Source organism: Streptomyces sp. NPDC097617 (genome assembly GCF_044761485.1).
Lineage (GTDB): Bacteria > Actinomycetota > Actinomycetes > Streptomycetales > Streptomycetaceae > Streptomyces.
Genome location: NZ_JBIWCL010000003.1, coordinates 215,130 through 237,499, shown reverse-complemented (window position 1 = coordinate 237,499; position 22,370 = coordinate 215,130). Strand labels below are relative to the sequence as shown.

The following is a 22,370-nucleotide window of genomic DNA, read 5'->3' as shown; positions in this document are numbered from 1 at the left end:
TCGGTCAGGCCTCCGTTCCGGTGCTCTCGGCCGGAGCGGCGGCGGGAGCGTCGGCCTTGGGGGCCTCGGCACCAGCAGCCTGCTGCGGCTTGCGGCCACCACGGCCGCCGCGCTCGCCACCACGGCCACCACGGCCGGCGGGACGGTCGCCAGCGCCCTGCGCGCCACGGGCCGGGCGGTTACCCGCACGGGCCGCAGCGTTCTCGGCGCGAACCTCGGCGATGTTCTTGACGTCGCCCTTGTAGATCCAGACCTTCACACCGATACGGCCGAAGGTGGTCTTGGCCTCGAAGAAGCCGTAGTCCACGTTCGCGCGCAGCGTGTGCAGCGGCACACGACCCTCGCGGTAGAACTCGGAGCGGGACATCTCGGCGCCGCCGAGACGACCGCCACACTGGATCTTGATGCCCTTGGCGCCGGCCTTCATCGTGCCCTGCATGCTCTTACGCATGGCGCGACGGAAGGAGACGCGGGAGGAGAGCTGCTCGGCAACGGCCTGGGCAACCAGCTGGGCATCGAGCTCGGGGTTCTTGACCTCGAGGATGTTCAGCTGGACCTGCTTGCCCGTGAGCTTCTCGAGGTCACCGCGGATGCGGTCGGCCTCGGCGCCACGGCGGCCGATGACGATGCCCGGACGAGCGGTGTGGATGTCCACACGCACGCGGTCACGGGTGCGCTCGATCTCAACCTTCGAGATGCCGGCGCGCTCCATGCCGGACGTCATCATCCTGCGGATGGCGACGTCTTCCTTGACGTAGTCCTTGTACAGCTTGTCGGCGTACCAACGCGACTTGAAGTCGGTGGTGATGCCGAGCCGGAACCCGTGCGGGTTTACCTTCTGGCCCATTACCGGGAACCTTCCTTGCTGCTGACGACCACGGTGATGTGGCTGGTCCGCTTGCGGATCCGGTAGGCACGGCCCTGCGCACGCGGACGGAACCGCTTCAGGGTCGGGCCCTCGTCCACGTACGCCTCGCTGATGACCAGCGTGGAGGCGTCCGGGTGGTTGTAGTTGTGTGCAGCGTTGGCAATGGCGCTGTCAAGCACCTTGCCAACCGGCACGCTCGCGGCCTGCGGGGCGAAACGCAGGACCGCCTGAGCCTCCGTGGCATCCATGCCACGGATAAGGTCCACCACTCGGCGGGCCTTCATGGGCGTGACGCGGATGTACCGCGCCTGGGCCCTGGCTTCCATGGTTGTCCCTTCGGTGTAAGTCATAGTCGTAACCACCCCGCCTTTAGCGGCGCTTCGACTTCCGGTCGTCCTTGACGTGGCCGCGGAAGGTGCGAGTCGGCGAGAACTCGCCGAGCTTGTGGCCGACCATCGACTCGGTGACGAACACCGGGACGTGGGTCTTGCCGTTGTGCACCGCGATGGTGTGACCCAGCATGCTGGGGATGATCATCGAGCGACGGGACCAGGTCTTGATGACGTTCTTGGTGCCGGCTTCGTTCTGGACGTCCACCTTCTTTACGAGGTGGTCGTCGACGAAGGGCCCCTTCTTGAGACTGCGCGGCATCTAAACCCGCTCCTAGCGCTTCTTGTTCGTCTTGCGGCGGCGGACGATGTACTTGCTCGAAGCCTTCTTCGGCGAGCGAGTACGACCCTCCTTCTGACCCCACGGGGAGACCGGGTGGCGACCACCACTGGTCTTGCCCTCACCACCACCGTGCGGGTGGTCAACCGGGTTCATCGCGACACCGCGGACGGACGGGCGAACGCCCTTCCAGCGCATACGGCCGGCCTTGCCCCAGTTGATGTTCGACTGCTCGGCATTGCCGACCTCGCCGACCGTGGCGCGGCAGCGCGCGTCGACGAGACGGATCTCGCCGGACGGCATACGAAGGTGGGCCATCGTGCCCTCCTTCGCCAGCAGCTGCACGGAGGCACCGGCCGAACGCGCGAACTTGGCGCCGCCACCGGGACGGAGCTCGATCGCGTGGATCGTGGTACCGACCGGGATGTTGCGGAGCGCGAGGTTGTTACCGGGCTTGATGTCGGCCGTGGGGCCGTTCTCAATCCGGTCGCCCTGCTTCAGAGCCTTCGGCGCGATGATGTAGCGCTTCTCGCCGTCCGCGTAGTGCAGGAGCGCGATGCGCGCGGTGCGGTTGGGGTCGTACTCGATGTGCGCGACCTTGGCCGGCACGCCGTCCTTGTCGTGACGACGGAAGTCGATCACGCGGTAGGCGCGCTTGTGTCCACCACCCTGGTGGCGAACGGTGATCCGACCGGTGTTGTTACGGCCGCCCTTGCTGTGCAGGGGGCGAACCAGCGACTTCTCCGGCGTGGACCGCGTGATCTCGACAAAGTCGGCGACGCTGGAGCCACGACGGCCCGGGGTCGTCGGCTTGTACTTGCGGATACCCATTTCTCAGTCCTCGTCCGATTCCGGACGACTAGACCTCCGTTAGGAGGCCTGGCCGCCGAAGATGTCGATTCGGTCGCCCTCAGCGAGGGTCACGATGGCGCGCTTCGTGTCAGCGCGCTTGCCGAAACCGGTCTTGGTGCGCTTGCGCTTACCCTGACGGTTGATCGTGTTGACCCCGGTGACCTTGACCGAGAAGACCGCTTCCACAGCCTGCTTGATCTGGGTCTTGTTCGAGCCGGGCGCGACGATGAACGTGTACTTGTTCTCGTCCAGCAGCGCGTAGCTCTTCTCCGAGACAACCGGCTTGATCAGCAGGTCGCGCGGGTCAGTGAAGGTCTTGCTGGTAACGGTCGCCTCAGACATCAGGCGTCGCTCCCTTCGGTCTCGTCGGCCTTGGGGCCAGACACGAAGGACTCGAAAGCGGCCTGAGTGAAGACCACGTCGTCAGAGACGATCACGTCGTACGTGTTCAGCTGGCCCGGCTCCAGGATGTGCACCTGGGGCAGGTTGCGGGCGGACAGCCACGCGGCCTCGTCGGCGCGGTCGACGACCAGGAGCAGGTTCTTGCGCTCCGAGATCTTGCCGAACAGCGTCTTGGCGGCCTTCGTGGAGGCGGCACCCTCGACCACACCGGTGACGATGTGGATGCGGGAGTGACGCGCACGGTCCGAGAGGGCACCGCGGAGGGCGGCGGCCTTCATCTTCTTCGGGGTCCGCTGGGAGTAGTCACGCGGCTGCGGGCCGTGGACAACGCCACCGCCGACGAACTGCGGCGCGCGGGTCGAACCCTGGCGCGCACGGCCGGTGCCCTTCTGGCGGTACGGCTTGCGGCCACCACCACGGACTTCGCCGCGACGCTTGGTCTTGTGCGTGCCCTGACGGGCAGCAGCCAGCTGAGCGACAACGACCTGGTGGATCAGCGGAACGCTGGTCTTCGCGTCGAAGATCTCCGCGGGGAGCTCGACGGTACCGGCCTTGTCGCCTGCCGGCGAAAGGATGTCAATGGTGCTCATTACCTCAAGCCCCCTTGGCCGCGGTACGGACCAGGACGAGGCCGCCGTTCGGACCGGGGACCGCACCCTTGATGAGGAGCAGACCCTTCTCCGCGTCAACCGCGTGGATGGTCAGGTTCTGGGTGGTGACGCGCTCGTTACCCATACGACCGGCCATGCGCATGCCCTTGAAGACACGCCCAGGGGTGGCACAGCCACCGATCGAACCGGGGGAGCGGTGCTTGCGCTGGACGCCGTGACCGGCACCGAGGCCCTTGAAGTTGTGACGCTTCATGACACCGGCGAAGCCCTTGCCCTTGCTGTTGCCCGTGACGTCGACCTTGACGCCCGACTCGAACACAGCGGCGGTGATCTCCTGGCCGAGCGTGTACTCGCTGGCGTCGGAGGTGCGGAGCTCCACCAGGTGGCGGCGGGGGGTCACGTCGGCCTTGGCGAAGTGGCCCTTGAGGGGCTTGTTCACCTTGCGCGGGTCGATCTCGCCGAAGGCGATCTGGACCGACTCGTAGCCGTCGATGTCGTTCTTACGGACCTGGGTAACGACGCAGGGTCCGGCCTTGACCACGGTCACCGGGACGACACGGTTGTTCTCGTCCCAGACCTGGGTCATGCCGAGCTTCTCGCCCAGGACGCCCTTGATCTGCTTTGCCATCTTCTCGACGCCTCTCAGAGCTTGATCTCGATGTCAACGCCGGCCGGAAGGTCCAGGCGCATCAGCGAGTCAACGGTCTTGGGAGTCGGGTCGAGGATGTCGATCAGGCGCTTGTGCGTGCGCATCTCGAAGTGCTCGCGCGAGTCCTTGTACTTGTGCGGCGACTTGATGACGCAGTACACGTTCTTCTCAGTGGGCAGCGGCACCGGGCCCGCGACCGACGCACCAGTGCGCGTCACCGTCTCGACGATCTTCTTCGCCGAGGAATCGATGACCTCGTGGTCGTAGGCCTTGAGCCGGATGCGGATCTTCTGTCCCGCCATGGCTACTCCGTAGTCCTGTCTGTATGTGGAAACGCTCTGGCTCCCGGTTGGCTGCGGGATAGATCCCGCGGCCTCTCCTCCGACCCACGCGGTCGGGCGTGTCGCACTCCCTCTACAGAAAATTCCCATACGGAAATTCCCTCGTCCAAGGGGGTGCGGTCCCTATGACCGCGATTCGGGGGAGAAACACCCACCGAGTGCCTGGTGTGCGCCGTGCTGACACTTCCCAGAAGATTCCCGTACGTCCGTCCCCATTGCTGCCCCGAGGGGCAGATTAAGGACGACGAGTACTGTGGGACTCGCTTCCGGTCCTCCCGGCGGGAGGCGCGCAGCATCGGCACTCAGCCGAGCAACTTGAGTAGTCTGCCATACGAGGCACGTACCTGGCCAATCGGGCGGAAGAGAATACCCCGCCACGCTGAGTGGTCAAACCGCACCACGCGCATCACCCGGCGGGTCCCTCCCCCGGTCAGGGGCGGGTGCTGGTCCCGCACCCGTCGCCCCGGACTTTGCCGCCGCGGTCGTACGGATCCACGGCGGGCCCGGTGGCCGGCGGCCCGGTCCGCGCGCCCAGCGGGAACTGCGGGTGCAGGAAGCCGCCTGCCGTCTCGCACTCCACGTTCGACCACTCCGCGTGGTAATCGCGCAGCTGGAGCCGGCCCCGCACGGTCTCCCAGCGCGCCGGGTCGAGCAGGGCGAGGGTGATCTGCCGGCGCACGATCGTGCGCTGCACGCTCGTTCCTCCCTGCGTCTTCGCCATCGGGTGCACGAAGGTGTAGTCCGTCACCACGAGCACCTCCCCCGGCTCCCCCTCCTCCACGCGCATGGCACCGCGCACCTTGACGACGTCACCGACCGGCTTGACCTCGGCCGGATCGAAGCGGGTGAAGACCGTCACCGGGCTGTCCTGCTCCGTGGGCTTCGTCAGGTACTGCTCCAGGCGCTGCGGGATCTCCGGCTGCCGGGGGTCCAGGAGCGCCAGGGCTCCGGCCGGGCGCTCCCCGCGCAGGGTCGCCGGGTCCAGGTTGGCCGTGACGAGGAACTGCCTGGTCTTCTGGAGCGCGTCCGCGACCTTCTCCTTCGGCATCCAGCCCACGGCCGAGGCTTCGGGGACCTCGATGCCGGCGGCGCCGTCGGCCCACTGGAGGGCCGGGGAGCCGCGGAAGGGTTCCTGGAGCGTCGGCTCGTCGGGGGCTGGCGGGGCCAGCGGGGCCGGCGCGGTCGGCCGTGCGGACTCCGCGGCCGGGGGCGGCCCGCCCGTCGCGGCCCGCAGGGCCCCGGTCTTCCCGGCGATCCGGTCGATCAGCAGCTCGGGGCGTACGGCGAGCAGCGCGAGCCCGGCTATGCAGGCGACGGCCAGGGCGATCTTGAGCAGCCGCGGGCCGCGGCGCCGTTCCTGCCAGGCCGGTCCGGTGCGCCATCCCGGCGGCTCGGCCCAAGGGTTCGGTCTGCCCTCGTTGTCGTTGGCGCTGCCGTTGTCGTCGTTCCTCATGTCCCCACCCTGAGACGCTCCTTGTGTGCTTCCCCGGAGTTTCTCATTCCCTCCCCCGGGCCGACCCCGCCGCGAGCCGGAGCGGTACGTGGCAGTAGCATCCGCCCCACCAGGGCTGTCACCTGGGTGAGTTCACGCATGGGGTGGGGAAACAACTTGAGACTAGGTCGTGTGCGCGGTACGGCTCTGGCCGCCGCGCTCGGTGTCGTCGCGGTACTTGGCTTCCAGGGGGCGGCCAACGGTTTCGGCTCGGACTCTCTGGACGACAACGGACTGCCGCGCTACAGCGCCTCGGGCAAGGCTCGGGGGCCGGTGGCGGGCAAGGTCCACAAGCTCGCGCTGAAGCCCAAGGGGACCGGCAAGGCCGTCCTCGCACAGCAGGACACGAAGCCCTTCGGCCTCCTGGGTGTCACCTGGACCGACCCCGCGGCCGATGTGTTGGGGTCCATCGAGGCCCGTACGCGCAACGCCAAGACCGGCAAGTGGTCGCAGTGGATCACGCTGGAGCAGGCCGAGGCCAACCTCGACGGCAAGCGCCCGGGTATGCGCGGCGCCACCGAGCCGGTCTGGGTCGGCCTGTCGGACGGCGCCGAGGTCCGGGTGGGTGGAGACGCTGCCGCGCTCCCCGCCGGGATGGAGCTGGCGCTCGTCGACCCCGGTTCCACCAGCGCCAAGAAGCCCGGTGACATCAAGGCCGATCCGGCGGCCTTCGCCGCTCCGGCGGCGGACCCCGTCCCGCCGACGCCCGCCCAGCCGCCGACGGTCCCGGGACCGGCCTCCACGGCGCCGAGGCCCGAGGTCGTCTCGCGCGTCCAGTGGGGTGCGGACGAGAGCCTGAACAACGAGGGCCCGATCTACCTCCCCGGAGCGAAGATCAAGGCCACGTTCGTCCACCACACCGCGGCCGCCGCGCCGTACGAGTGCTCCGAGTCCGCGGCGATCGTCCGCGGCCTGCACGTCTACCACGTGAAGGAGAACCTGTGGCGTGACCTCGGGTACAACTTCCTCGTCGACAAGTGCGGCACGATCTTCGAAGGCCGCCAGGGCGGTGTCGACCAGCCCGTGATGGGCGCGCACTCCTACGGCTGGAACTCCGAGTCGACGAGCGTCTCCGTCCTCGGTGACTACACGAGCGCCGGGGCCTCGCCGGCCGCGCTCGACGCCATCTCGAAGGTCGCGGCGTACAAGCTCGGCCAGTACGACGGCGACATGAACGGCACGACGACGCTGACCGCGGGCGCCACCCAGACCAACTTCTTCGGCAAGAGCTTCACCGCCGGGCAGACGTACGAGTTCAAGACGCTCTCGGGTCACCGGGACGGCTTCAACACCCAGTGCCCGGGCAACTCGCTCTACCCGCAGCTGGAAGCGCTCCGCAAGTCCGGTCCTCCGGCCGCGCTGCAGGTCACCAACGTGAACGGGGAGCCGGCCCGGCCCGGCGCGTCCTTCCAGACCCCCGGTCCCGTCTCGCTGGGCTTCGGCACCAGCACGGCGAGCAGCCTCGTGAGCAAGTTCGAGCTGCTGGTCGACGACAAGTCGGTCGCGACCACCGCGGGCACCGCCCGTACGGTGTCGACCTCGCTGACCTCGGGCAGCCACCAGCTCCAGATCCGGGCGACCGCGACCAACGGCAAGGTGTCCACGAGCCTTCCGGTCACCGTGGTCGCGGAGGTCAAGGACATCAAGTTCGTCCCGGTGGACCCCAAGCGCCTGATGGACACCCGTGAAGGCCTGGGCACCCCGCAGGCGAAGGTCGCCGGCGGTACCTCGGTCACCCTCCAGGTCGCGGGCGGCAGCACCGGGATCCCGGCGAGCGGGGTGACCGCGGCCGTCCTGAACGTGACGGCGACCGAGCCGACGCAGTCCAGCTTCGTGTCGGTGTACCCGGCTGGCACGGCCCGTTCCAGCGCGTCGAACCTGAACTTCACCGCCGGCCAGACGATCCCCAACCTGGTGGTCGTGCCCGTGGTCGACGGCAAGGTCAGCTTCTACAACCACGCGGGGGCGGTCCACCTCATAGCGGACGTCACCGGCTACTTCACGTCGAGCGGTGAGGGCGCCACGCACACCAACGTGGGTCCGACCCGGCTGATGGACACCCGTGAGGGCCTCGGCACGCCGAAGGCGAAGATCCCCGGCGGCACCTCGGTCACCCTCCAGGTCGCGGGCGTCGAAGGCATCCCCGCCACCGGCGTCAAGGCGGTCGTCCTCAACGTCACCGCCACCAACCCGACCCAGTCCAGCTTCGTGTCGGTCTACCCCAGCGGCACCACCCGCTCCAGCGCGTCGAACCTGAACTTCACCGCCGGCCAGACCATCCCCAACCTGGTGATCGTCCCCGTCGTCGACGGCAAGGTCAGCTTCTACAACCACGCCGGCACCGTCGACCTCATCGCCGACATCACCGGCTACTTCTCCGACAGTGCCGCGGGCGCCGTGCACACCAACATCGGCCCGACCCGGCTGATGGACACCCGTGAGGGCCTCGGTACCCCGCAGGCGAAGATCCCCGGCGGCACCTCGGTCACCCTCCAGGTCGCGGGCGTCGAAGGCATCCCCGCCACCGGCGTCAAGGCGGTCGTCCTCAACGTCACCGCCACCAACCCGACCCAGTCCAGCTTCGTGTCGGTCTACCCCAGCGGCACCACCCGCTCCAGCGCGTCGAACCTGAACTTCACCGCCGGCCAGACCATCCCCAACCTGGTGATCGTCCCCGTCGTCGACGGCAAGGTCAGCTTCTACAACCACGCCGGCACCGTCGACCTCATCGCCGACATCACCGGCTACTTCACCAAGTAGTCCGGTCGTCGCCCCCGAGGCGGCAACGAGGAAAGGGTGGACCCCCGGCCGATCGGCCGGGGGTCCACCCTTTTGCGCTGTCCGGCGGCGCCTGATCAGCCGCGGCGCCAGATCACGTACTCGTCCTCGCGGACGTACCGGTCGACGCGCCAGCCGGCCGGGGCGTTGCGCCAGCTGTCGGTGGCCGGCGCCTTCTTGTCGAAGAGGGCGAGCACGGCCACGTCGGCATCGGCCGGCGGGGTGTCGGTCCCGATCAGCGCGCGGGTCCAGACCCGGCCGTCGAGCACCTGGTAGGCCATCGTCATCCGGATCTCCCAGCGCACGTCCTTGTCCATCACCAGCTGGTCACCGGGCCGGATACCGGCCTTCTCGACGAATCCGGTGCCGTCCTTGCGGCGCTCCTGCGCATACGTCCTGGTGATGTTGTCGGTGACCGCGACGGTCGCGCAGCCCGCGAACACGGCCATCGCCACGCCCACGGCGCCGGTGGCGACGGCGGCCCGGCGGCTGCCGCCGAGCAGGCGCAGCAGCAGCAGGACGGCGAGCACGGCCAGGGCCACCCCGGTGGTGCGGGCCGCGTTGAAGGTGTCCCAGTCCTCCCCCGAGAGGCTGGAGAGGAAGGTGACGTCGGGCAGGCCCCAGAGGATGAACCAGGACTTGCTCCACTGCTGGCTGGCCATGTGGAGCAGGGCCGCCGTGAACACCAGGGTCAGGGCGCTCGCTGCCGCGCCGAGCCCGACGATCTTCTTCCAGCCGCGTACGTGGTACAGCACGGCGGCCGCGACGATCAGGTACACCGGGACCAGCAGCGACAGGTACCGGGCGTAGACGATGGTGTCGACCCGGTGGTCGTTGGGCAGTCCGGCGGCCGCCGCGAGCGCGATACCACCCAGCAGCGCGACCATCAGGAACGCCACCACCCGGTTGGCCAGGCTGAAGCGCGAGCTCAGCACGGCGCAGACGCAGACCACCACGGTCAGCGCGCCCAGACCCCAGGTGCTGGTCATGAAGTACCAGAGGTGGCCGATCAGCCGCATGATCGTGCGGCGCAGCAGCCGGGTGTTCTCCAGCGTCTGGAAGACGGCGTTGCCGACCTCGCTCGGGTGGGCGCCGTCTATCCGGGAGATCATCCAGGTGGTCATCAGCTGCTTGCCGAGGAACATCACGGCCAGCAGGCCCAGCGCCGAGGCGGTGGCGATCCGGGGGGCCCAGTTCAGGACCAGTGCCACGAGCAGCACCAGACCGGTCAGCGCGATGATCACGCCGCCGCGGTCATGGGTGAGCAGGCAGTATCCGGCGGCGAAGGCGGCCAGCAGGGCGAAAAGGATCCGTCGCTTCTTGCCGCCCTCGGAGAACAGGCCGTGCACACCGATGAGCCACGCCAGCACCAGGACGGGCAGCGGGGTGTCCGCCATCGCGTACTGCGAGTAGAAGACCACCGGCGGCACCAGCACGGCGGCGGTGGCGACGATGTAAGACACCGGCCTGGAGACGCTCAGCCGGCGCAGCGCCCAGTAGGCCATCGGCAGCACCAGGCAGCTGATCAGGGCATTGATGCCCATGATCAGGTGGTAGCCGAAGACGGGGTCCTCGGTGATGCGCAGGGCCGGCGAGATGAGGAACGAATAGCCGGCGGGGATGACCTGGTCACCGGGGATCTCGGTGGTCGGCCGACCCGCCAGGATCCTGGCCATCACCAGGTACATCGACTCGTCCGGGCTGACCGTCGGGAAGTCCTGCCTGGTGACCAGCAACAACCGGAACAGCACGTTGAGCACGTAGCCGAGGGCCAGCGCCGACGGCACCACCCACCGGGCGTGCCACCACCCGGCCGGAGTGCGGCCGTCCGCCGGGGAGTCCCCGGCGGTCCGGTCTCTCTCCGGATCGGCGGGGGACAGGGGGGCCAGTCGCGTCATCAGGTCAGACTTCCGTGAGATGTCCGTTGAGTACCGGGGCGGTGGTACGGCGGCGCTCCACAGCGCCGCGGAGGGTCAGGAGCATCGCGGCGGCGGTGGCCAGCGAACCGATCGCGTAGCCGAGACCGACGCGCAGCGCGATGTCGCCGGGGACCAGCGTGATGCCGAGCAGTACCGCGGTGCCGAACGCCCAGCAGGCGAGCTGGGCACGGTGCTTGTGCAGCACCATCTGGGCCTGGCCGAGCACCATCGCCAGCATGTAGCAGGTCGTCCCGATGGCGAACCACAGGAAGTCGAGCCGGCCGAGCTGGCCGGGCGCGGCACCGAACAGGACCTCGATCAGCGAGGGCCCGATCAGCACGGCCGGCACACCGCCGACGACGCCGAGACCGAGCACCACCAGGCAGGCCTTGCGCAGCATCCGGGCGAAGCCCTGGTCGTCGCCCCCGGCCACCACGGTGGACAGCCCGGAGAGCAGCGAGGCCTGCAGCGAGCCGAAGACGAACAGCGGCACGCGGGCCAGTACCAGGGCGCTGAGCAGGCCGGCGATCAGTTCGGTGCGGGTCGGCTCCAGCAGCTGGGCGCTCATCACCGCCGCGTTGACGACCACCTGGGCCAGCAGGGTGGAGGCGGTCAGCGGGCCGAGACCACGGACCAGCTCCCGGGTGGCCATGGGCCCGCCGGGCCGTGCCGCGCCCCGGGTCGGGGCCAGCGTGACCAGCAGGGCGATGAACGGTGCCACGACGAGGATCAGGCTGAAGGCGAGCGCCGAGTGCAGTCCGGCGAGGGCGAAGGCGAAGGCCAGGACGATCCGCAGGCCGCCGTCGACCGCGAGCTGGGAGCCGTAGGCGGTGAAGCGGCCGGTGCCGGCCAGGATGCCCCGGGTGAGGTAGCACAGGGCCATCCCGGCGAAGGCGGCGCCGAGCACGGCGACCAGCTGCCGGTCCCCGTGGAACAGCCGGTCGGCGACCGGCCCGGCGAACAGGGCGAGCGCGCCGAGGACCGCGGCGAGGATGCCGGCGGTCAGCAACCCCGCCTTCTTGAGTACCGGTGCGGCGCCCTCACCGCGCACCGCGCGGGCGGCGACGATCCGGGTGAGCTCCTGCTCGATCGGGAAGAACAGGCCGATCCCGACGGACATCACCAGGGTCCACAGCACCGAGACTCCGGCCTTGTCGGCCTCCGAGAGGCTGTGTCCGGCCACCGCGAGGTGAATGTAGGAGGCGGCGCCGAGCACAGCGGTGCCCCCCGCGACCATGGCGGTCCCGGGGGGCAGGGCCTTGAGCAGTTTCGAGATCGGGTTCATCCAGGAGCTTTCATCGGCCGCACGCTCAGCGCGTGGCGTGGCGGAGCATGGCGCTGACACCGGGCCGGCCGGCCTTCTTGGCGGCGCCGGGCAGCAGGGTCAGCGCGTGCAGCCGGGAGGAGAGGTGCAGCCGGGAGACCTTGGCGGCGCGCGGCCAGCCGTGCCGGTCCAGGCGGTCGGCGGTCTCCACGAAGAAGCGCTTGGCCTCTTCGAAGCGGTGTCCGGTGTAGGCCTTGGCCGAGGACTCGCTCTCGGCGTGCCGGCGGTAGCTGAAGCAGACCTCCGGCGTGGTGGCCAGGGACTCCCCCGCCACCAGCAGGTCCACCACCAGGGCGAGGTCCTGGATCACGCCGAGGTCGGTGCGGAAGCCGAAGCGCTTGACCGCCTCGGTGCGCCAGCAGATCGACGGGAAGTACAGCCAGTTGCCGCGCAGCAGGCTGGTGGCCAGCTCCTCGCCGCCGAGCAGGGCCCGGCCCGGGCCCTTGGGCGCGTAGAGCTTGCGCTTGGTCCGGTCGCCGAGGGTGTCGAAGGGCAGGCCGTCGGTGCCGATGACCTGGACGCCCGGCTGGATCATCGCCGCGGCCGGTGCGCGGTCGGCCGCGGCCCGTACGACCTGGAGGTAGTTCGGGTGCATGAGGTCGTCGCAGCCCATGAGGACGAGGTACTCGTACTCGGCGAGCTCGACGCAGCGGTTGAAGTTGCCGGTCACGCCGAGGTTGCGGTCGTTGCGCAGGTAGCGGACGCGGGGGTCGGCCAGCTGCTCGAACCACTCGGGGACGCCCGGCTCGCTGCCGTCGTCGACGACGGTGAGCCGCCAGTCGTCGCCGTCCTGGGCGAGGACGCTGCGGACAGCGTCCTGCATCAGTGCGACGTCGCCGTAGTACGGCAGGAGGATCTCAAAACGCGACATGTTCTCCGCCTAGGCCTTGGTCAGCTCACGGCGGACCAGCTCGGCGGTGCGCTGCTGGAACGCGGCGTACGCCGGGGTACCGGGTGTGAAGGTCTTGAGCTCCGTGGGCATCCGCCGGATCATCGCGAGCAGCAGCACGAGGCCGGCCCGGGTGAGGTAGACCATCGCCTTGAGCGGCGAGGCGCTCGGGCGGCCGGTGGTGCGCTCGCGCATCGCCACGGGGATCTGGCGCACGGTGAATCCGGAGCGGGCGGCGCCCACCATGGACTCGATGGTGTCGCCGAGGTACTCGACCGGGTACCAGCGGGCGAAGAACTCGATGAGCGGCCGGTTGCAGGCACGGAAGCCCGAGGTGGTGTCCGTGAGCTTGGTCCGGGTGATGCGCGAAAGCACCACGGACAGCAGGGACATCGCCCACTTGCGCGGGCCGCGCACCGTGTAGTCGCCGTCACCGGCGAACCGGGCGCCTATGACGAGGTCGGCGTCGCCGACCGCGAGGCGCTCCAGCAGCGCCGGTACGTACGCCGGGTCGTGCTGGCCGTCGGCGTCCACCTGGATCGCCACGTCGTAGCCGTGCTGCTGCGCGTAGCGGTAGCCGAGCCGCATCGCGCCGCCGACGCCGAGGTTGAAGGGCAGCTGGGCGACGGCCGAGCCGGCCGCCCGGGCCACCTCGGCGGTGTTGTCCGCCGACCCGTCGTCGACGACGAGGGTGTCGACGTAGGGCAGTTGCTGCTGGATCTCGCGCAGGACGGAGGGCAGGCCGTCCTCCTCGTTCCAGGCGGGAAGAATGATCAGAACGCGACGACCGTCGTTCACGAGTTCACCTGTGCCTCGATGGCGCCGGAATCCTCCGTGCGCGGCGACGTGCTGGGGTATCCGCCCTGCTGGACGAGATGCGCGCGGATCAGCGCGACGTCCTCGGCCAGAGTGCGGGTCTCCGCCTCCAGCCGGCTCGTCTCCCAGCTGAGGTGCAGGCTGACCAGCAGGACCAGCACGAAGCCGACGAACAGCACCAGGCTCACACCGGATGCGACGCCGAGGCTTCTGGCGACCGGGTCCAGCAGGTCGGGCACGAACCCGAGGGGGGCGACCAGCAGCCCGATCGCGAGCCATATCGCCGCGTACTTCTCCCGCAGTTGCTGGCGGCGCAGCAGCTCGAGAATGTACCCCAGCACCAGAAGACCGGTGATGGAGGTCAAAACGGAGAGTCGCACAGCGGACGGCGCCTTTCGCGCGAAGGGGCCAACATCTTTATAGGAGAAGCATATGGCACCCATGATGACGCCAACGGGGCCCGGAAGGTTCCGTCCCGGGCCCCGTCAGCGGGGTGCACACGCATGCGAGAGGCCTCGCGCGATCAGCTCTTCGGGGGAAGTCCCAGCAGATCAGCGAAGGCGGGCCGGGTGATCGCCTCGGCGAGCTGGGCCCGCCAGTTTGCCGGCGGTTCCATCCCGGCGTCCGACCAGCGGTCGTGACCAAGGACACTGAAGGCGGGCCGTACGGCGGGGCGTACGAACGCCTCCGAAGTGGTCGGCCGGATCCGCTCGGGGTCGAGCCCGCCGAGCCGGTAGGCCTCGCGGGCCAGTCCCATCCAGGTGGTCCGGCCGCTCGCGGTGCCGTGGTAGACCCCGGCCGGGGCGGTACCGGCGAGCGCGGCGAGGCCGAGCCCGACCAGGTGGCGGGCCAGCGCGTAGGACCAAGTGGGCTGGCCGTGCTGGTCGTCGACCACGTCGAGGGTGTCCCGCTGGGCGGCCAACTTCAGCATGGTGGCGACGAAGTTCGCCCCGTGCTCGCCGTACAGCCAAGCGGTCCGCACGGTGTAGCCGTCCCGCGGAAGCAGTTCGGCGACGGCCTGCTCGCCGACCAGCTTGGATCGCCCGTAGGCGTTGACCGGGCCGGTCTCGGCGTCCTCGGCGTACGGCTGCGTGGCGTCGCCGGGCAGGACGTAGTCGGTGGAGACGTGGAGCAGGCGCGCACCGGCGTCGGCGCAGGCCGCGGCGAGGACGCGTACGCCGGTGCCGTTGACGGCGGTGGCGGCTTCCTCGGCGGTCTCGGCGCCGTCCACATCGGTCCATGCCGCGCAGTTGACGACGACGGCGACACCCTCGACGGCGGCGCGGACGGCCTGCGGGTCGGTGATGTCGAGGTCGGCGCGGCGCAGGCCCACGGCCTCGATGCCGGCGTCCTTCAGGACGGCCAGGACGTCCTGGCCGAGCATGCCGGCCGCACCGGTGACGAGCCAGCGACCGGCTCGCGGGTTCGCGCTCACTTCTGCAGGGCCGCCTTCACCTTGAGCGGCTCCCACCAGGCACGGTTCTCGCGGTACCAGTCGATGGTGGCCTTGATGCCGTCCTCGAAGGTGACCTGCGGGGTGTAGCCCAGCTCGGCACCGATCTTGCTGATGTCGATGGAGTAGCGGAGGTCGTGGCCCTTGCGGTCCTCGACCTGCTCGACCATCTCCCAGCCGAGGCCGGCGGCCTCCAGCAGCACACCGGTCAGCTCCTTGTTGGTGAGCTCGGTGCCGCCGCCGATGTTGTAGACCTCGCCGGCCCGGCCCTTGCGCATGGCCAGGTCGATGCCGCGGCAGTGGTCGGAGACGTGCAGCCAGTCGCGGACGTTGCCGCCGTTGCCGTACAGCGGGACCTTCTTGCCGTCCATCAGGTTCGAGACGAACAGCGGGATGACCTTCTCCGGGAACTGGTAGTGCCCGTAGTTGTTGGAGCAGCGGGTGACCACCACGTCCATGCCGTGCGTGCGGTGGTAGGCCAGCGCCAGCAGGTCGGACGACGCCTTCGAGGCGGAGTACGGGGAGTTCGGCACCAGCGGCCACTCCTCGGTCCAGGAGCCCTCGCTGATCGAGCCGTAGACCTCGTCGGTGGAGATGTGGACGAAGCGGCCGACGCCGTGCTTGCGGGCGGAGTCCAGCAGCACCTGGGTGCCGACGACGTTGGTCATCACGAACGGGCCCGCACCGGCGATCGAGCGGTCCACGTGGGACTCGGCCGCGAAGTGCACGACGACGTCGTGACCGGGCATGACCCGGTCGACGGCCTCGGCGTCACAGATGTCGCCCTTGACGAAGGAGTAGCCGGGGTGGTCCGCGACCGGGGCGAGGTTGGCCTCGACGCCCGAATAGGTCAGCTTGTCGAAGACAGTGATCTGCGCCGCGGCATCTGCACCGAGCTGCTGGCGGACGAATTCTGAACCGATGAAGCCGGCGCCGCCGGTCACGAGGATGCGCATAATACGAAGAGTCTAGCCGCCCGCCGAACGTCACACGGTCTGAGCTCGGCTCCCCCACGCGCTCTCGCATAGGGTTCTCCCCATGCGTGGAATCCTCTTGGCCGGTGGCACCGGATCTCGTCTCTGGCCGCTGACCCGGGCAGTCTCGAAGCAGCTGCTGCCCGTCTTCGACAAGCCGATGATCTACTACCCCCTCTCCACCCTCGTGATGGCGGGCATCAGCGAGATCCTGATCATCACCACCCCGGACGACCGCGAGCAGTTCGAGCGACTGCTCGGCGACGGCTCGCAGTTCGGCCTGCGGCTGGAGTACGCCGTCCAGGAGCGCCCGGAGGGCATCGCCCAGGCCTTCGTCCTCGGCGCCGACTTCATCGGTGACGAGTCCGTCGCCCTGATCCTCGGCGACAACATCTTCCACGGCAGTGGCCTCGGCACCCGCCTCGCCCAGCACACGGACGCCAAGGGCGGCCGCGTGTTCGCGTACCCGGTGGCGGACCCCACCGCGTACGGAGTCGTGGAGTTCGACGAGAACGGCCAGGCCATCTCCATCGAGGAGAAGCCGGAGAAGCCCAAGTCCCGCTACGCGGTGCCGGGCCTGTACTTCTACGACAACCGGGTCGTCGAGATGGCCCGGGGCCTGAAGCCCAGCGCCCGCGGCGAGCTGGAGATCACCGCCGTCAACGACGCCTACCTGCAGGCCGGCGAGCTCAACGTGACCATCCTCGACCGCGGTACCGCGTGGCTGGACACCGGCACCTTCGTCTCGATGGTGCAGGCCTCCGAGTTCGTGCGCGTGATCGAGGAGCGTCAGGGCTTCAAGATCGGCTGCATCGAGGAGGCGGCCTGGCGGGCCGGCCTCATCGACTCCGCGCAGCTGCGCGTGCTCGCCGAACCGCTGACCAAGAGCGGCTACGGCGACTACCTGCTGATGCTGCTCGCCGAGGAGGACGCCCGATGAAGTTCCGCGAACTCTCCATAGCCGGCGCCTTCGAGGTCAGCCCGCAGCTGCACGGCGACCCGCGCGGCCTGTTCACCGAGTGGTACCGCTTCGACCGCCTCGCCGAGGTCGTCGGCCACCCGCTGAACCTGGCACAGGCCAACCTCTCGGTCTCCGCCGCGGGCGTGGTGCGCGGCATCCACTTCGCCGACGTACCGCGCGGCCAGGCCAAGTACGTGACCTGCGTACGCGGCGCCGTGCTCGACGTCATCGTCGACCTGCGGGTCGGATCCCCCACCTTCGGCCAGTGGGAGGGTGTCCGCCTCGACGACGTGGACCGCCGCGCGGTCTACATCCCCGAGGGGCTCGGCCACGGCTTCTGCGCCCTGAGCGACGACGCGACGCTGTCGTACCTCTGCTCGGAGACGTACAACCCGACCGGCGAGCACTCGGTGCACCCGCTCGACCCGGACCTCGGCATCGAATGGCCGGCCGACGTCCCGCAGCTGTCCGCCCGCGACGAGGCCGCGCCCTCGCTGGCCGACGCCCTCGCGACCGGTCTGCTTCCCGACCACGCCGCCTGCCTGGAGTTCACCGAGTCCCTGCGCGTGAACTGACCCACCGCCTTGCACGAGTGAGGGCCGCACCCCGTCCGGGGTGCGGCCCTCACTCGTACCCGGTCTCCGCTCACCCGCACCCGCCCGCCCCGGTCCGGACACGCCGAAGGGCCCCGCCCCACCGCCGAGGCGATGGAACGGGGCCCTTCAGTGCAACTTGGTGCTCGATGAACGAGCTACCAGGTCAGAACCCGAATTACTTCGAGATCTTGGTGACCTGGCCGGCGCCCACGGTACGACCACCCTCACGGATGGCGAACTTCAGGCCCTCCTCCATGGCGACCGGCTGAATCAGCGTGACCGTCATCTCGGTGTTGTCGCCCGGCATGACCATCTCCGTGCCGGCCGGCAGGGTGACAACACCCGTGACGTCCGTGGTACGGAAGTAGAACTGCGGGCGGTAGTTGTTGAAGAACGGGGTGTGACGGCCACCCTCGTCCTTCGACAGGATGTAGGCCTGGGCCTCGAACTCGGTGTGCGGGGTGACCGAACCGGGCTTGATGATGACCTGGCCGCGCTCGACGTCCTCGCGCTTGATGCCGCGGAGGAGCAGACCGACGTTCTCGCCCGCCTGGCCCTCGTCGAGGAGCTTGCGGAACATCTCGATACCGGTGACCGTGGTGGTGGTCTTGGTCTCCTTGATACCGATGATGTCGACGGTCTCGTTGACCTTCAGGACACCACGCTCGATACGGCCGGTGACGACGGTACCGCGACCGGTGATCGTGAAGACGTCCTCGACGGGCATGAGGAACGGCATCTCGGTGTCACGCGGCGGGGTCGGGATGGCCTCGTCGACGGCAGCCATGAGGCCGAGAAGCTTCTCGCCCCACTCCTTGTCGCCCTCGAGCGCCTTCAGCGCGGAGACGCGGACGACCGGAAGGTCGTCGCCCGGGAACTCGTACTCGGAGAGGAGCTCGCGGACCTCGAGCTCGACGAGCTCCAGGATCTCCTCGTCGTCCACCATGTCGGCCTTGTTCAGGGCGACGACGATGTAGGGGACGCCGACCTGGCGGGCCAGGAGCACGTGCTCCTTGGTCTGCGGCATCGGGCCGTCGGTGGCGGCGACCACGAGGATCGCGCCGTCCATCTGCGCGGCACCGGTGATCATGTTCTTGATGTAGTCCGCGTGACCCGGGCAGTCGACGTGGGCGTAGTGACGCGCCTCGGTCTGGTACTCGACGTGCGCGATCGAGATGGTGATACCGCGCTGGCGCTCCTCAGGAGCCTTGTCGATCTGGTCGAAGGCCGAGGCCTCGTTCAGGTCCGGGTACGCGTCGTGCAGCACCTTGGTAATGGCGGCCGTGAGGGTCGTCTTACCGTGGTCAATGTGACCGATGGTGCCGATGTTGACGTGCGGCTTAGTCCGCTCGAACTTCGCCTTCGCCACGGGGTCCTCCTGGAGAGTGGTTCTGTACGCCTTGCTCATCGGCGCCAGGTGATCTTTGCTGGAAAGCCGGTCCCTCCGGGGCAACGAAGGGTTACTCCTGTTGCCCCAGAGGCTCCGGTGACAAGCCTAAAGCGTGTACTCGGAAGAGTTACTCGCCCTTGGCCTTCGCGATGATCTCCTCGGCGACGTTCCGGGGAACCTCGGCGTAGGAGTCGAACTGCATCGAGTAGCTGGCGCGACCCGAGGTCTTGCTGCGGAGGTCTCCGACGTAGCCGAACATCTCCGAGAGGGGCACGAGGCCCTTCACGAGACGCGCGCCGTGACGCTCCTCCATGGCCTGAATCTGGCCACGGCGGGAGTTGATGTCACCGATGACATCGCCCATGGACTCCTCGGGCGTGGTGACCTCAACGGACATCATCGGCTCGAGCAGTACGGGAGAAGCCTTGCGCGCGGCCTCCTTGAAGGCCTGCGAACCGGCGATCTTGAAGGCGAGCTCCGAGGAGTCGACCTCGTGGTAGCCACCGTCGAGAAGAATGACGCGGACGCCCGTCATCTCGTAGCCGGCCAGGATGCCGAACTGCATGGCTTCCTGCGCACCGGCGTCGACCGAGGGGATGTACTCCCTCGGGATGCGGCCACCGGTGACCTTGTTCACGAACTCGTACGCCGGACCATCGGCGTCCGTGATCGGCTCGATCGCGATCTGCACCTTGGCGAACTGACCGGTACCACCGGTCTGCTTCTTGTGGGTGTAGTCGTGACGCTCGACGGTCTTGCGGATCGTCTCGCGGTACGCGACCTGCGGCTTGCCGACGTTGGCCTCGACCTTGAACTCGCGCTTCATACGGTCGACCAGCACCTCGAGGTGCAGCTCGCCCATACCGCCGAGGATGGTCTGGCCGGTCTCCTCGTCCGAGTGAACGTGGAAGGAGGGGTCCTCCTCCGCGAGACTCTGGATGGCGACACCCAGCTTCTCCTGGTCACCCTTGGACTTGGGCTCGATGGCGACCTGGATGACCGGAGCCGGGAAGTCCATGGACTCCAGGATCACGGGTGCCTTGTCGTCACACAACGTCTCACCGGTGGTGGTCTGCTTCAGGCCCATGACGGCGACGATGTCACCGGCGCCCACCGCGGCGATCTCTTCACGCTTGTTCGCGTGCATGCGGTAGATCTTGCCGATGCGCTCCTTCTTGCCCTTGACGGAGTTCAGCACCGCAGTGCCGGCCTCCAGGCGGCCCGAGTAAACCCGGACGAAGGTGAGCTTCCCGAGGTGCGGGTCGCGCATGATCTTGAACGCCAGCGCCGAGAGGGGCTCCTCGTCGGACGGCTTGCGCTTCACCACAACCTCGGAGTCGCGGACGTCGTGGCCTTCGATGGCCTCGATGTCCAGCGGCGACGGCAGGTAGCGGACGACGGCGTCGAGCAGGGGCTGGACGCCCTTGTTCTTGAACGCCGTGCCACAGAACACCGCGGTGATCGTGGGCTCGCCCTTGCCCTTGCCGGAGCCGAGGATGATGCGACGGACGGCGGCGTGCAGCTGCTCCGTGGACGGCTCGTCGCCGTTCAGGAAGAGCTCCATCATCTCGTCGTCGTTCTCGGCGACGGTCTCGACCAGCTTGCCGCGCCACTCTTCAGCAGCCTCGGTGTGCGTGGCCGGGATGTCGACGATGTCGTACATCTCGCCCTTGGTCGCCTCGGCGGACCAGACGAACGCCTTCATGGTGACCAGGTCGACAACGCCCTGGAAGTCCATCTCGGCACCGATGGGGAGCTGCATGACGATCGGAACCGCACCGAGGCGGTCCTTGATCATGTCGACGCAGCGGTGGAACTCGGCGCCGGTGCGGTCGAGCTTGTTGACGAAGCAGATACGCGGCACGCCGTAGCGGTCCGCCTGACGCCAAACAGTCTCGGACTGCGGCTCGACGCCGGCCACACCGTCGAAGACGGTGACGGCGCCGTCGAGGACGCGGAGCGAACGCTCCACCTCGACGGTGAAGTCGACGTGACCCGGGGTGTCGATGATGTTGATCGTGTGGTCAACGTCTTCGAGGGGCCAGTGGCAGGTCGTCGCGGCAGACGTGATGGTGATACCACGCTCCTGCTCCTGCTCCATCCAGTCCATCGTGGCGGCGCCGTCGTGGACCTCACCGATCTTGTACGACACACCGGTGTAGAACAGGATGCGCTCGGTGGTGGTCGTCTTACCCGCGTCGATGTGGGCCATGATCCCGATGTTGCGGACCTTGGCCAGGTCAAGCGAAGTGGTAGCCATAAGGCTTCGGTCTTCTCTCGGTCTCGATGTGGGGTGGGACTACCAGCGGTAGTGCGCGAAGGCCTTGTTGGACTCGGCCATCTTGTGCGTGTCCTCGCGCTTCTTGACAGCAGCGCCAAGACCGTTGGAGGCGTCGAGCAGCTCGTTCATGAGGCGCTCGGTCATGGTCTTCTCACGACGGGCGCGGGAGTAACCCACGAGCCAGCGGAGGGCCAGGGTCGACTGACGACCCGGCTTGACCTCGACGGGGACCTGGTAGGTCGCGCCACCGACACGGCGGGACTTGACCTCGAGGGACGGCTTGACGTTCTCCAGCGCGCGCTTCAGCGTGATGACCGGGTCGTTGCCGGTCTTCTCGCGGAGGCCTTCCATGGCGCCGTAAACGATGCGCTCGGCGGTGGAGCGCTTGCCGTTCATGAGGATCTTGTTGATGAGCGACGTCACCAGAGGAGATGCGTAGACCGGGTCGATGATGACCGGGCGCTTCGGGGCGGGGCCCTTACGAGGCATTTCTACTTCTCCTTCTTGGCGCCGTAGCGGCTGCGGGCCTGCTTGCGGTTCTTGACAGCCTGGGTGTCAAGCGCACCGCGGATGATCTTGTAACGAACACCCGGCAGGTCCTTCACACGGCCACCACGCACGAGCACGATCGAGTGCTCCTGCAGGTTGTGTCCCTCACCCGGAATGTAAGCGGTGACCTCGATGCCGGAGGTCAGACGCACACGCGCGACCTTACGGAGCGCCGAGTTCGGCTTCTTCGGGGTGGTCGTGAACACACGCGTGCAGACGCCGCGACGCTGGGGCGAAGCCTCGAGCGCGGGGGTCTTTGTCTTCTCGACCTTGTCCTGCCGGCCCTTACGGACCAGCTGCTGGATCGTAGGCACTACTTCTCCGGTTTCTGTGTGCCGTGTAGTGAAACTAACCTGGAACATCCCCGACCCACGCGGTCGGGTGTGTCGAACACTGCACGCTTTCACCGAAGTGAGTCGGGCGCAGATTGCGGTGTGGTCTTCTCGGCTCTCCGCGGGGTCTTAAGCACACGCGGGAGCCCAGGGCACACCCCAGGCACAAGGTCAGAGCGTACCTACCTCACAGAGGTAGGTCAAAACAAATGCCCAGCACGAAA

At 68.3% G+C, this 22,370-nt stretch carries 23 protein-coding genes; 3 read left to right on the top strand and 20 right to left on the bottom strand.

Features of this window, described 5'->3' with window-relative positions:
• Positions 1 to 4: 4 nt before the first annotated feature.
• The 9 genes from rpsC to ACIQZO_RS07410 all read right to left on the bottom strand — a co-directional run bounded on the left by rpsC (position 5) and on the right by ACIQZO_RS07410 (position 5,845).
• Positions 5 to 847, bottom strand: a complete 843-nt coding sequence (rpsC, locus tag ACIQZO_RS07450) for a 30S ribosomal protein S3 (RefSeq protein ID WP_008739710.1) — start codon at positions 845 to 847, stop codon at positions 5 to 7.
• The gene (rplV, locus tag ACIQZO_RS07445; RefSeq protein WP_007265904.1) at positions 847 to 1,194 is read right to left on the bottom strand and encodes a 50S ribosomal protein L22; all 348 of its coding nucleotides are present in this window, start codon (positions 1,192 to 1,194) and stop codon (positions 847 to 849) included. The genes rpsC and rplV overlap by 1 nt, the downstream gene beginning before the upstream one ends.
• 43 nt (positions 1,195 to 1,237) lie before the next feature.
• Positions 1,238 to 1,519, bottom strand: coding sequence for a 30S ribosomal protein S19 (rpsS, locus tag ACIQZO_RS07440; RefSeq protein ID WP_008739713.1), 282 nt, complete (start codon positions 1,517 to 1,519; stop codon positions 1,238 to 1,240).
• Positions 1,520 to 1,531: 12 nt separating this feature from the next.
• A complete protein-coding gene (gene rplB, locus ACIQZO_RS07435) occupies positions 1,532 to 2,368 on the bottom strand; it encodes a 50S ribosomal protein L2 (protein ID WP_008739715.1) in 837 nt (278 codons plus the stop codon).
• A 39-nt stretch (positions 2,369 to 2,407) separates the two neighbouring features.
• Positions 2,408 to 2,731 carry a 50S ribosomal protein L23 gene (gene rplW, locus ACIQZO_RS07430; protein ID WP_356649541.1) on the bottom strand — a complete coding sequence of 108 codons (324 nt, stop codon included), beginning with the start codon at positions 2,729 to 2,731 and terminating at the stop codon, positions 2,408 to 2,410.
• Complete coding sequence (rplD, locus tag ACIQZO_RS07425) at positions 2,731 to 3,381, bottom strand: 50S ribosomal protein L4 (protein WP_365621716.1); 651 nt, start codon at positions 3,379 to 3,381, stop codon at positions 2,731 to 2,733. Before rplD ends, rplW begins: the two co-directional genes overlap by 1 nt.
• 4 nt (positions 3,382 to 3,385) lie before the next feature.
• The gene (gene rplC, locus ACIQZO_RS07420; protein ID WP_215015311.1) at positions 3,386 to 4,030 is read right to left on the bottom strand and encodes a 50S ribosomal protein L3; all 645 of its coding nucleotides are present in this window, start codon (positions 4,028 to 4,030) and stop codon (positions 3,386 to 3,388) included.
• Positions 4,031 to 4,044: 14 nt separating this feature from the next.
• Positions 4,045 to 4,353: a 30S ribosomal protein S10 gene (gene rpsJ, locus ACIQZO_RS07415; protein WP_003948644.1), complete on the bottom strand. Its 309-nt coding sequence runs from the start codon at positions 4,351 to 4,353 to the stop codon at positions 4,045 to 4,047.
• 469 nt (positions 4,354 to 4,822) lie between these two features.
• Complete coding sequence (locus tag ACIQZO_RS07410) at positions 4,823 to 5,845, bottom strand: hypothetical protein (protein ID WP_403621501.1); 1,023 nt, start codon at positions 5,843 to 5,845, stop codon at positions 4,823 to 4,825.
• Between the two features lie 171 nt (positions 5,846 to 6,016).
• On the opposite strand from ACIQZO_RS07410, the gene ACIQZO_RS07405 reads away from it, so the two are divergent.
• The gene (locus ACIQZO_RS07405; protein ID WP_403621497.1) at positions 6,017 to 8,644 is read left to right on the top strand and encodes an N-acetylmuramoyl-L-alanine amidase; all 2,628 of its coding nucleotides are present in this window, start codon (positions 6,017 to 6,019) and stop codon (positions 8,642 to 8,644) included.
• A gap of 95 nt (positions 8,645 to 8,739) precedes the next feature.
• Here the strand turns inward: ACIQZO_RS07405 and ACIQZO_RS07400 are convergent, their stop codons facing one another.
• The 7 genes from ACIQZO_RS07400 to rfbB form a co-directional block, all read right to left on the bottom strand.
• Complete coding sequence (locus ACIQZO_RS07400; protein ID WP_403621494.1) at positions 8,740 to 10,560, bottom strand: hypothetical protein; 1,821 nt, start codon at positions 10,558 to 10,560, stop codon at positions 8,740 to 8,742.
• Positions 10,561 to 10,564: 4 nt separating this feature from the next.
• A complete protein-coding gene (locus tag ACIQZO_RS07395; protein WP_403621491.1) occupies positions 10,565 to 11,866 on the bottom strand; it encodes a hypothetical protein in 1,302 nt (433 codons plus the stop codon).
• A gap of 25 nt (positions 11,867 to 11,891) precedes the next feature.
• Entirely contained in the window at positions 11,892 to 12,776 is an 885-nt protein-coding gene (locus tag ACIQZO_RS07390) for a glycosyltransferase family 2 protein (protein WP_403621488.1), read from the bottom strand.
• A 9-nt stretch (positions 12,777 to 12,785) separates the two neighbouring features.
• Positions 12,786 to 13,592, bottom strand: a complete 807-nt coding sequence (locus ACIQZO_RS07385) for a glycosyltransferase family 2 protein (RefSeq protein ID WP_403621485.1) — start codon at positions 13,590 to 13,592, stop codon at positions 12,786 to 12,788.
• The gene (locus ACIQZO_RS07380; protein WP_403621482.1) at positions 13,589 to 13,990 is read right to left on the bottom strand and encodes a DUF2304 family protein; all 402 of its coding nucleotides are present in this window, start codon (positions 13,988 to 13,990) and stop codon (positions 13,589 to 13,591) included. Before ACIQZO_RS07380 ends, ACIQZO_RS07385 begins: the two co-directional genes overlap by 4 nt.
• A gap of 143 nt (positions 13,991 to 14,133) precedes the next feature.
• Positions 14,134 to 15,045, bottom strand: a complete 912-nt coding sequence (rfbD, locus tag ACIQZO_RS07375) for a dTDP-4-dehydrorhamnose reductase (protein WP_403621479.1) — start codon at positions 15,043 to 15,045, stop codon at positions 14,134 to 14,136.
• Entirely contained in the window at positions 15,042 to 16,019 is a 978-nt protein-coding gene (gene rfbB, locus ACIQZO_RS07370) for a dTDP-glucose 4,6-dehydratase (RefSeq protein ID WP_403621476.1), read from the bottom strand. The genes rfbD and rfbB overlap by 4 nt, the downstream gene beginning before the upstream one ends.
• Positions 16,020 to 16,101: 82 nt before the next feature.
• On the opposite strand from rfbB, the gene rfbA reads away from it, so the two are divergent.
• Together rfbA and rfbC are read left to right on the top strand one after the other, a co-directional pair.
• Positions 16,102 to 16,977 (top strand): glucose-1-phosphate thymidylyltransferase RfbA, encoded by an 876-nt coding sequence (gene rfbA, locus ACIQZO_RS07365; protein WP_403621473.1) that lies wholly within the window; start codon positions 16,102 to 16,104, stop codon positions 16,975 to 16,977.
• Positions 16,974 to 17,573 carry a dTDP-4-dehydrorhamnose 3,5-epimerase gene (gene rfbC, locus ACIQZO_RS07360; protein WP_403621470.1) on the top strand — a complete coding sequence of 200 codons (600 nt, stop codon included), beginning with the start codon at positions 16,974 to 16,976 and terminating at the stop codon, positions 17,571 to 17,573. The genes rfbA and rfbC overlap by 4 nt, the downstream gene beginning before the upstream one ends.
• Positions 17,574 to 17,769: 196 nt before the next feature.
• Here rfbC and tuf read toward each other — a convergent pair whose 3' ends face one another.
• The 4 genes from tuf to rpsL form a co-directional block, all read right to left on the bottom strand.
• On the bottom strand, positions 17,770 to 18,963 hold the full coding sequence (gene tuf / locus ACIQZO_RS07355; RefSeq protein WP_403622112.1) for an elongation factor Tu: 1,194 nt from the start codon (positions 18,961 to 18,963) through the stop codon (positions 17,770 to 17,772).
• 148 nt (positions 18,964 to 19,111) lie between these two features.
• On the bottom strand, positions 19,112 to 21,244 hold the full coding sequence (fusA, locus tag ACIQZO_RS07350) for an elongation factor G (protein WP_403621467.1): 2,133 nt from the start codon (positions 21,242 to 21,244) through the stop codon (positions 19,112 to 19,114).
• Positions 21,245 to 21,283: 39 nt separating this feature from the next.
• Entirely contained in the window at positions 21,284 to 21,754 is a 471-nt protein-coding gene (rpsG, locus tag ACIQZO_RS07345; RefSeq protein ID WP_362133533.1) for a 30S ribosomal protein S7, read from the bottom strand.
• Positions 21,755 to 21,756: 2 nt separating this feature from the next.
• The gene (rpsL, locus tag ACIQZO_RS07340) at positions 21,757 to 22,128 is read right to left on the bottom strand and encodes a 30S ribosomal protein S12 (protein WP_007265893.1); all 372 of its coding nucleotides are present in this window, start codon (positions 22,126 to 22,128) and stop codon (positions 21,757 to 21,759) included.
• Between the last annotated feature and the right edge of the window lie 242 nt (positions 22,129 to 22,370).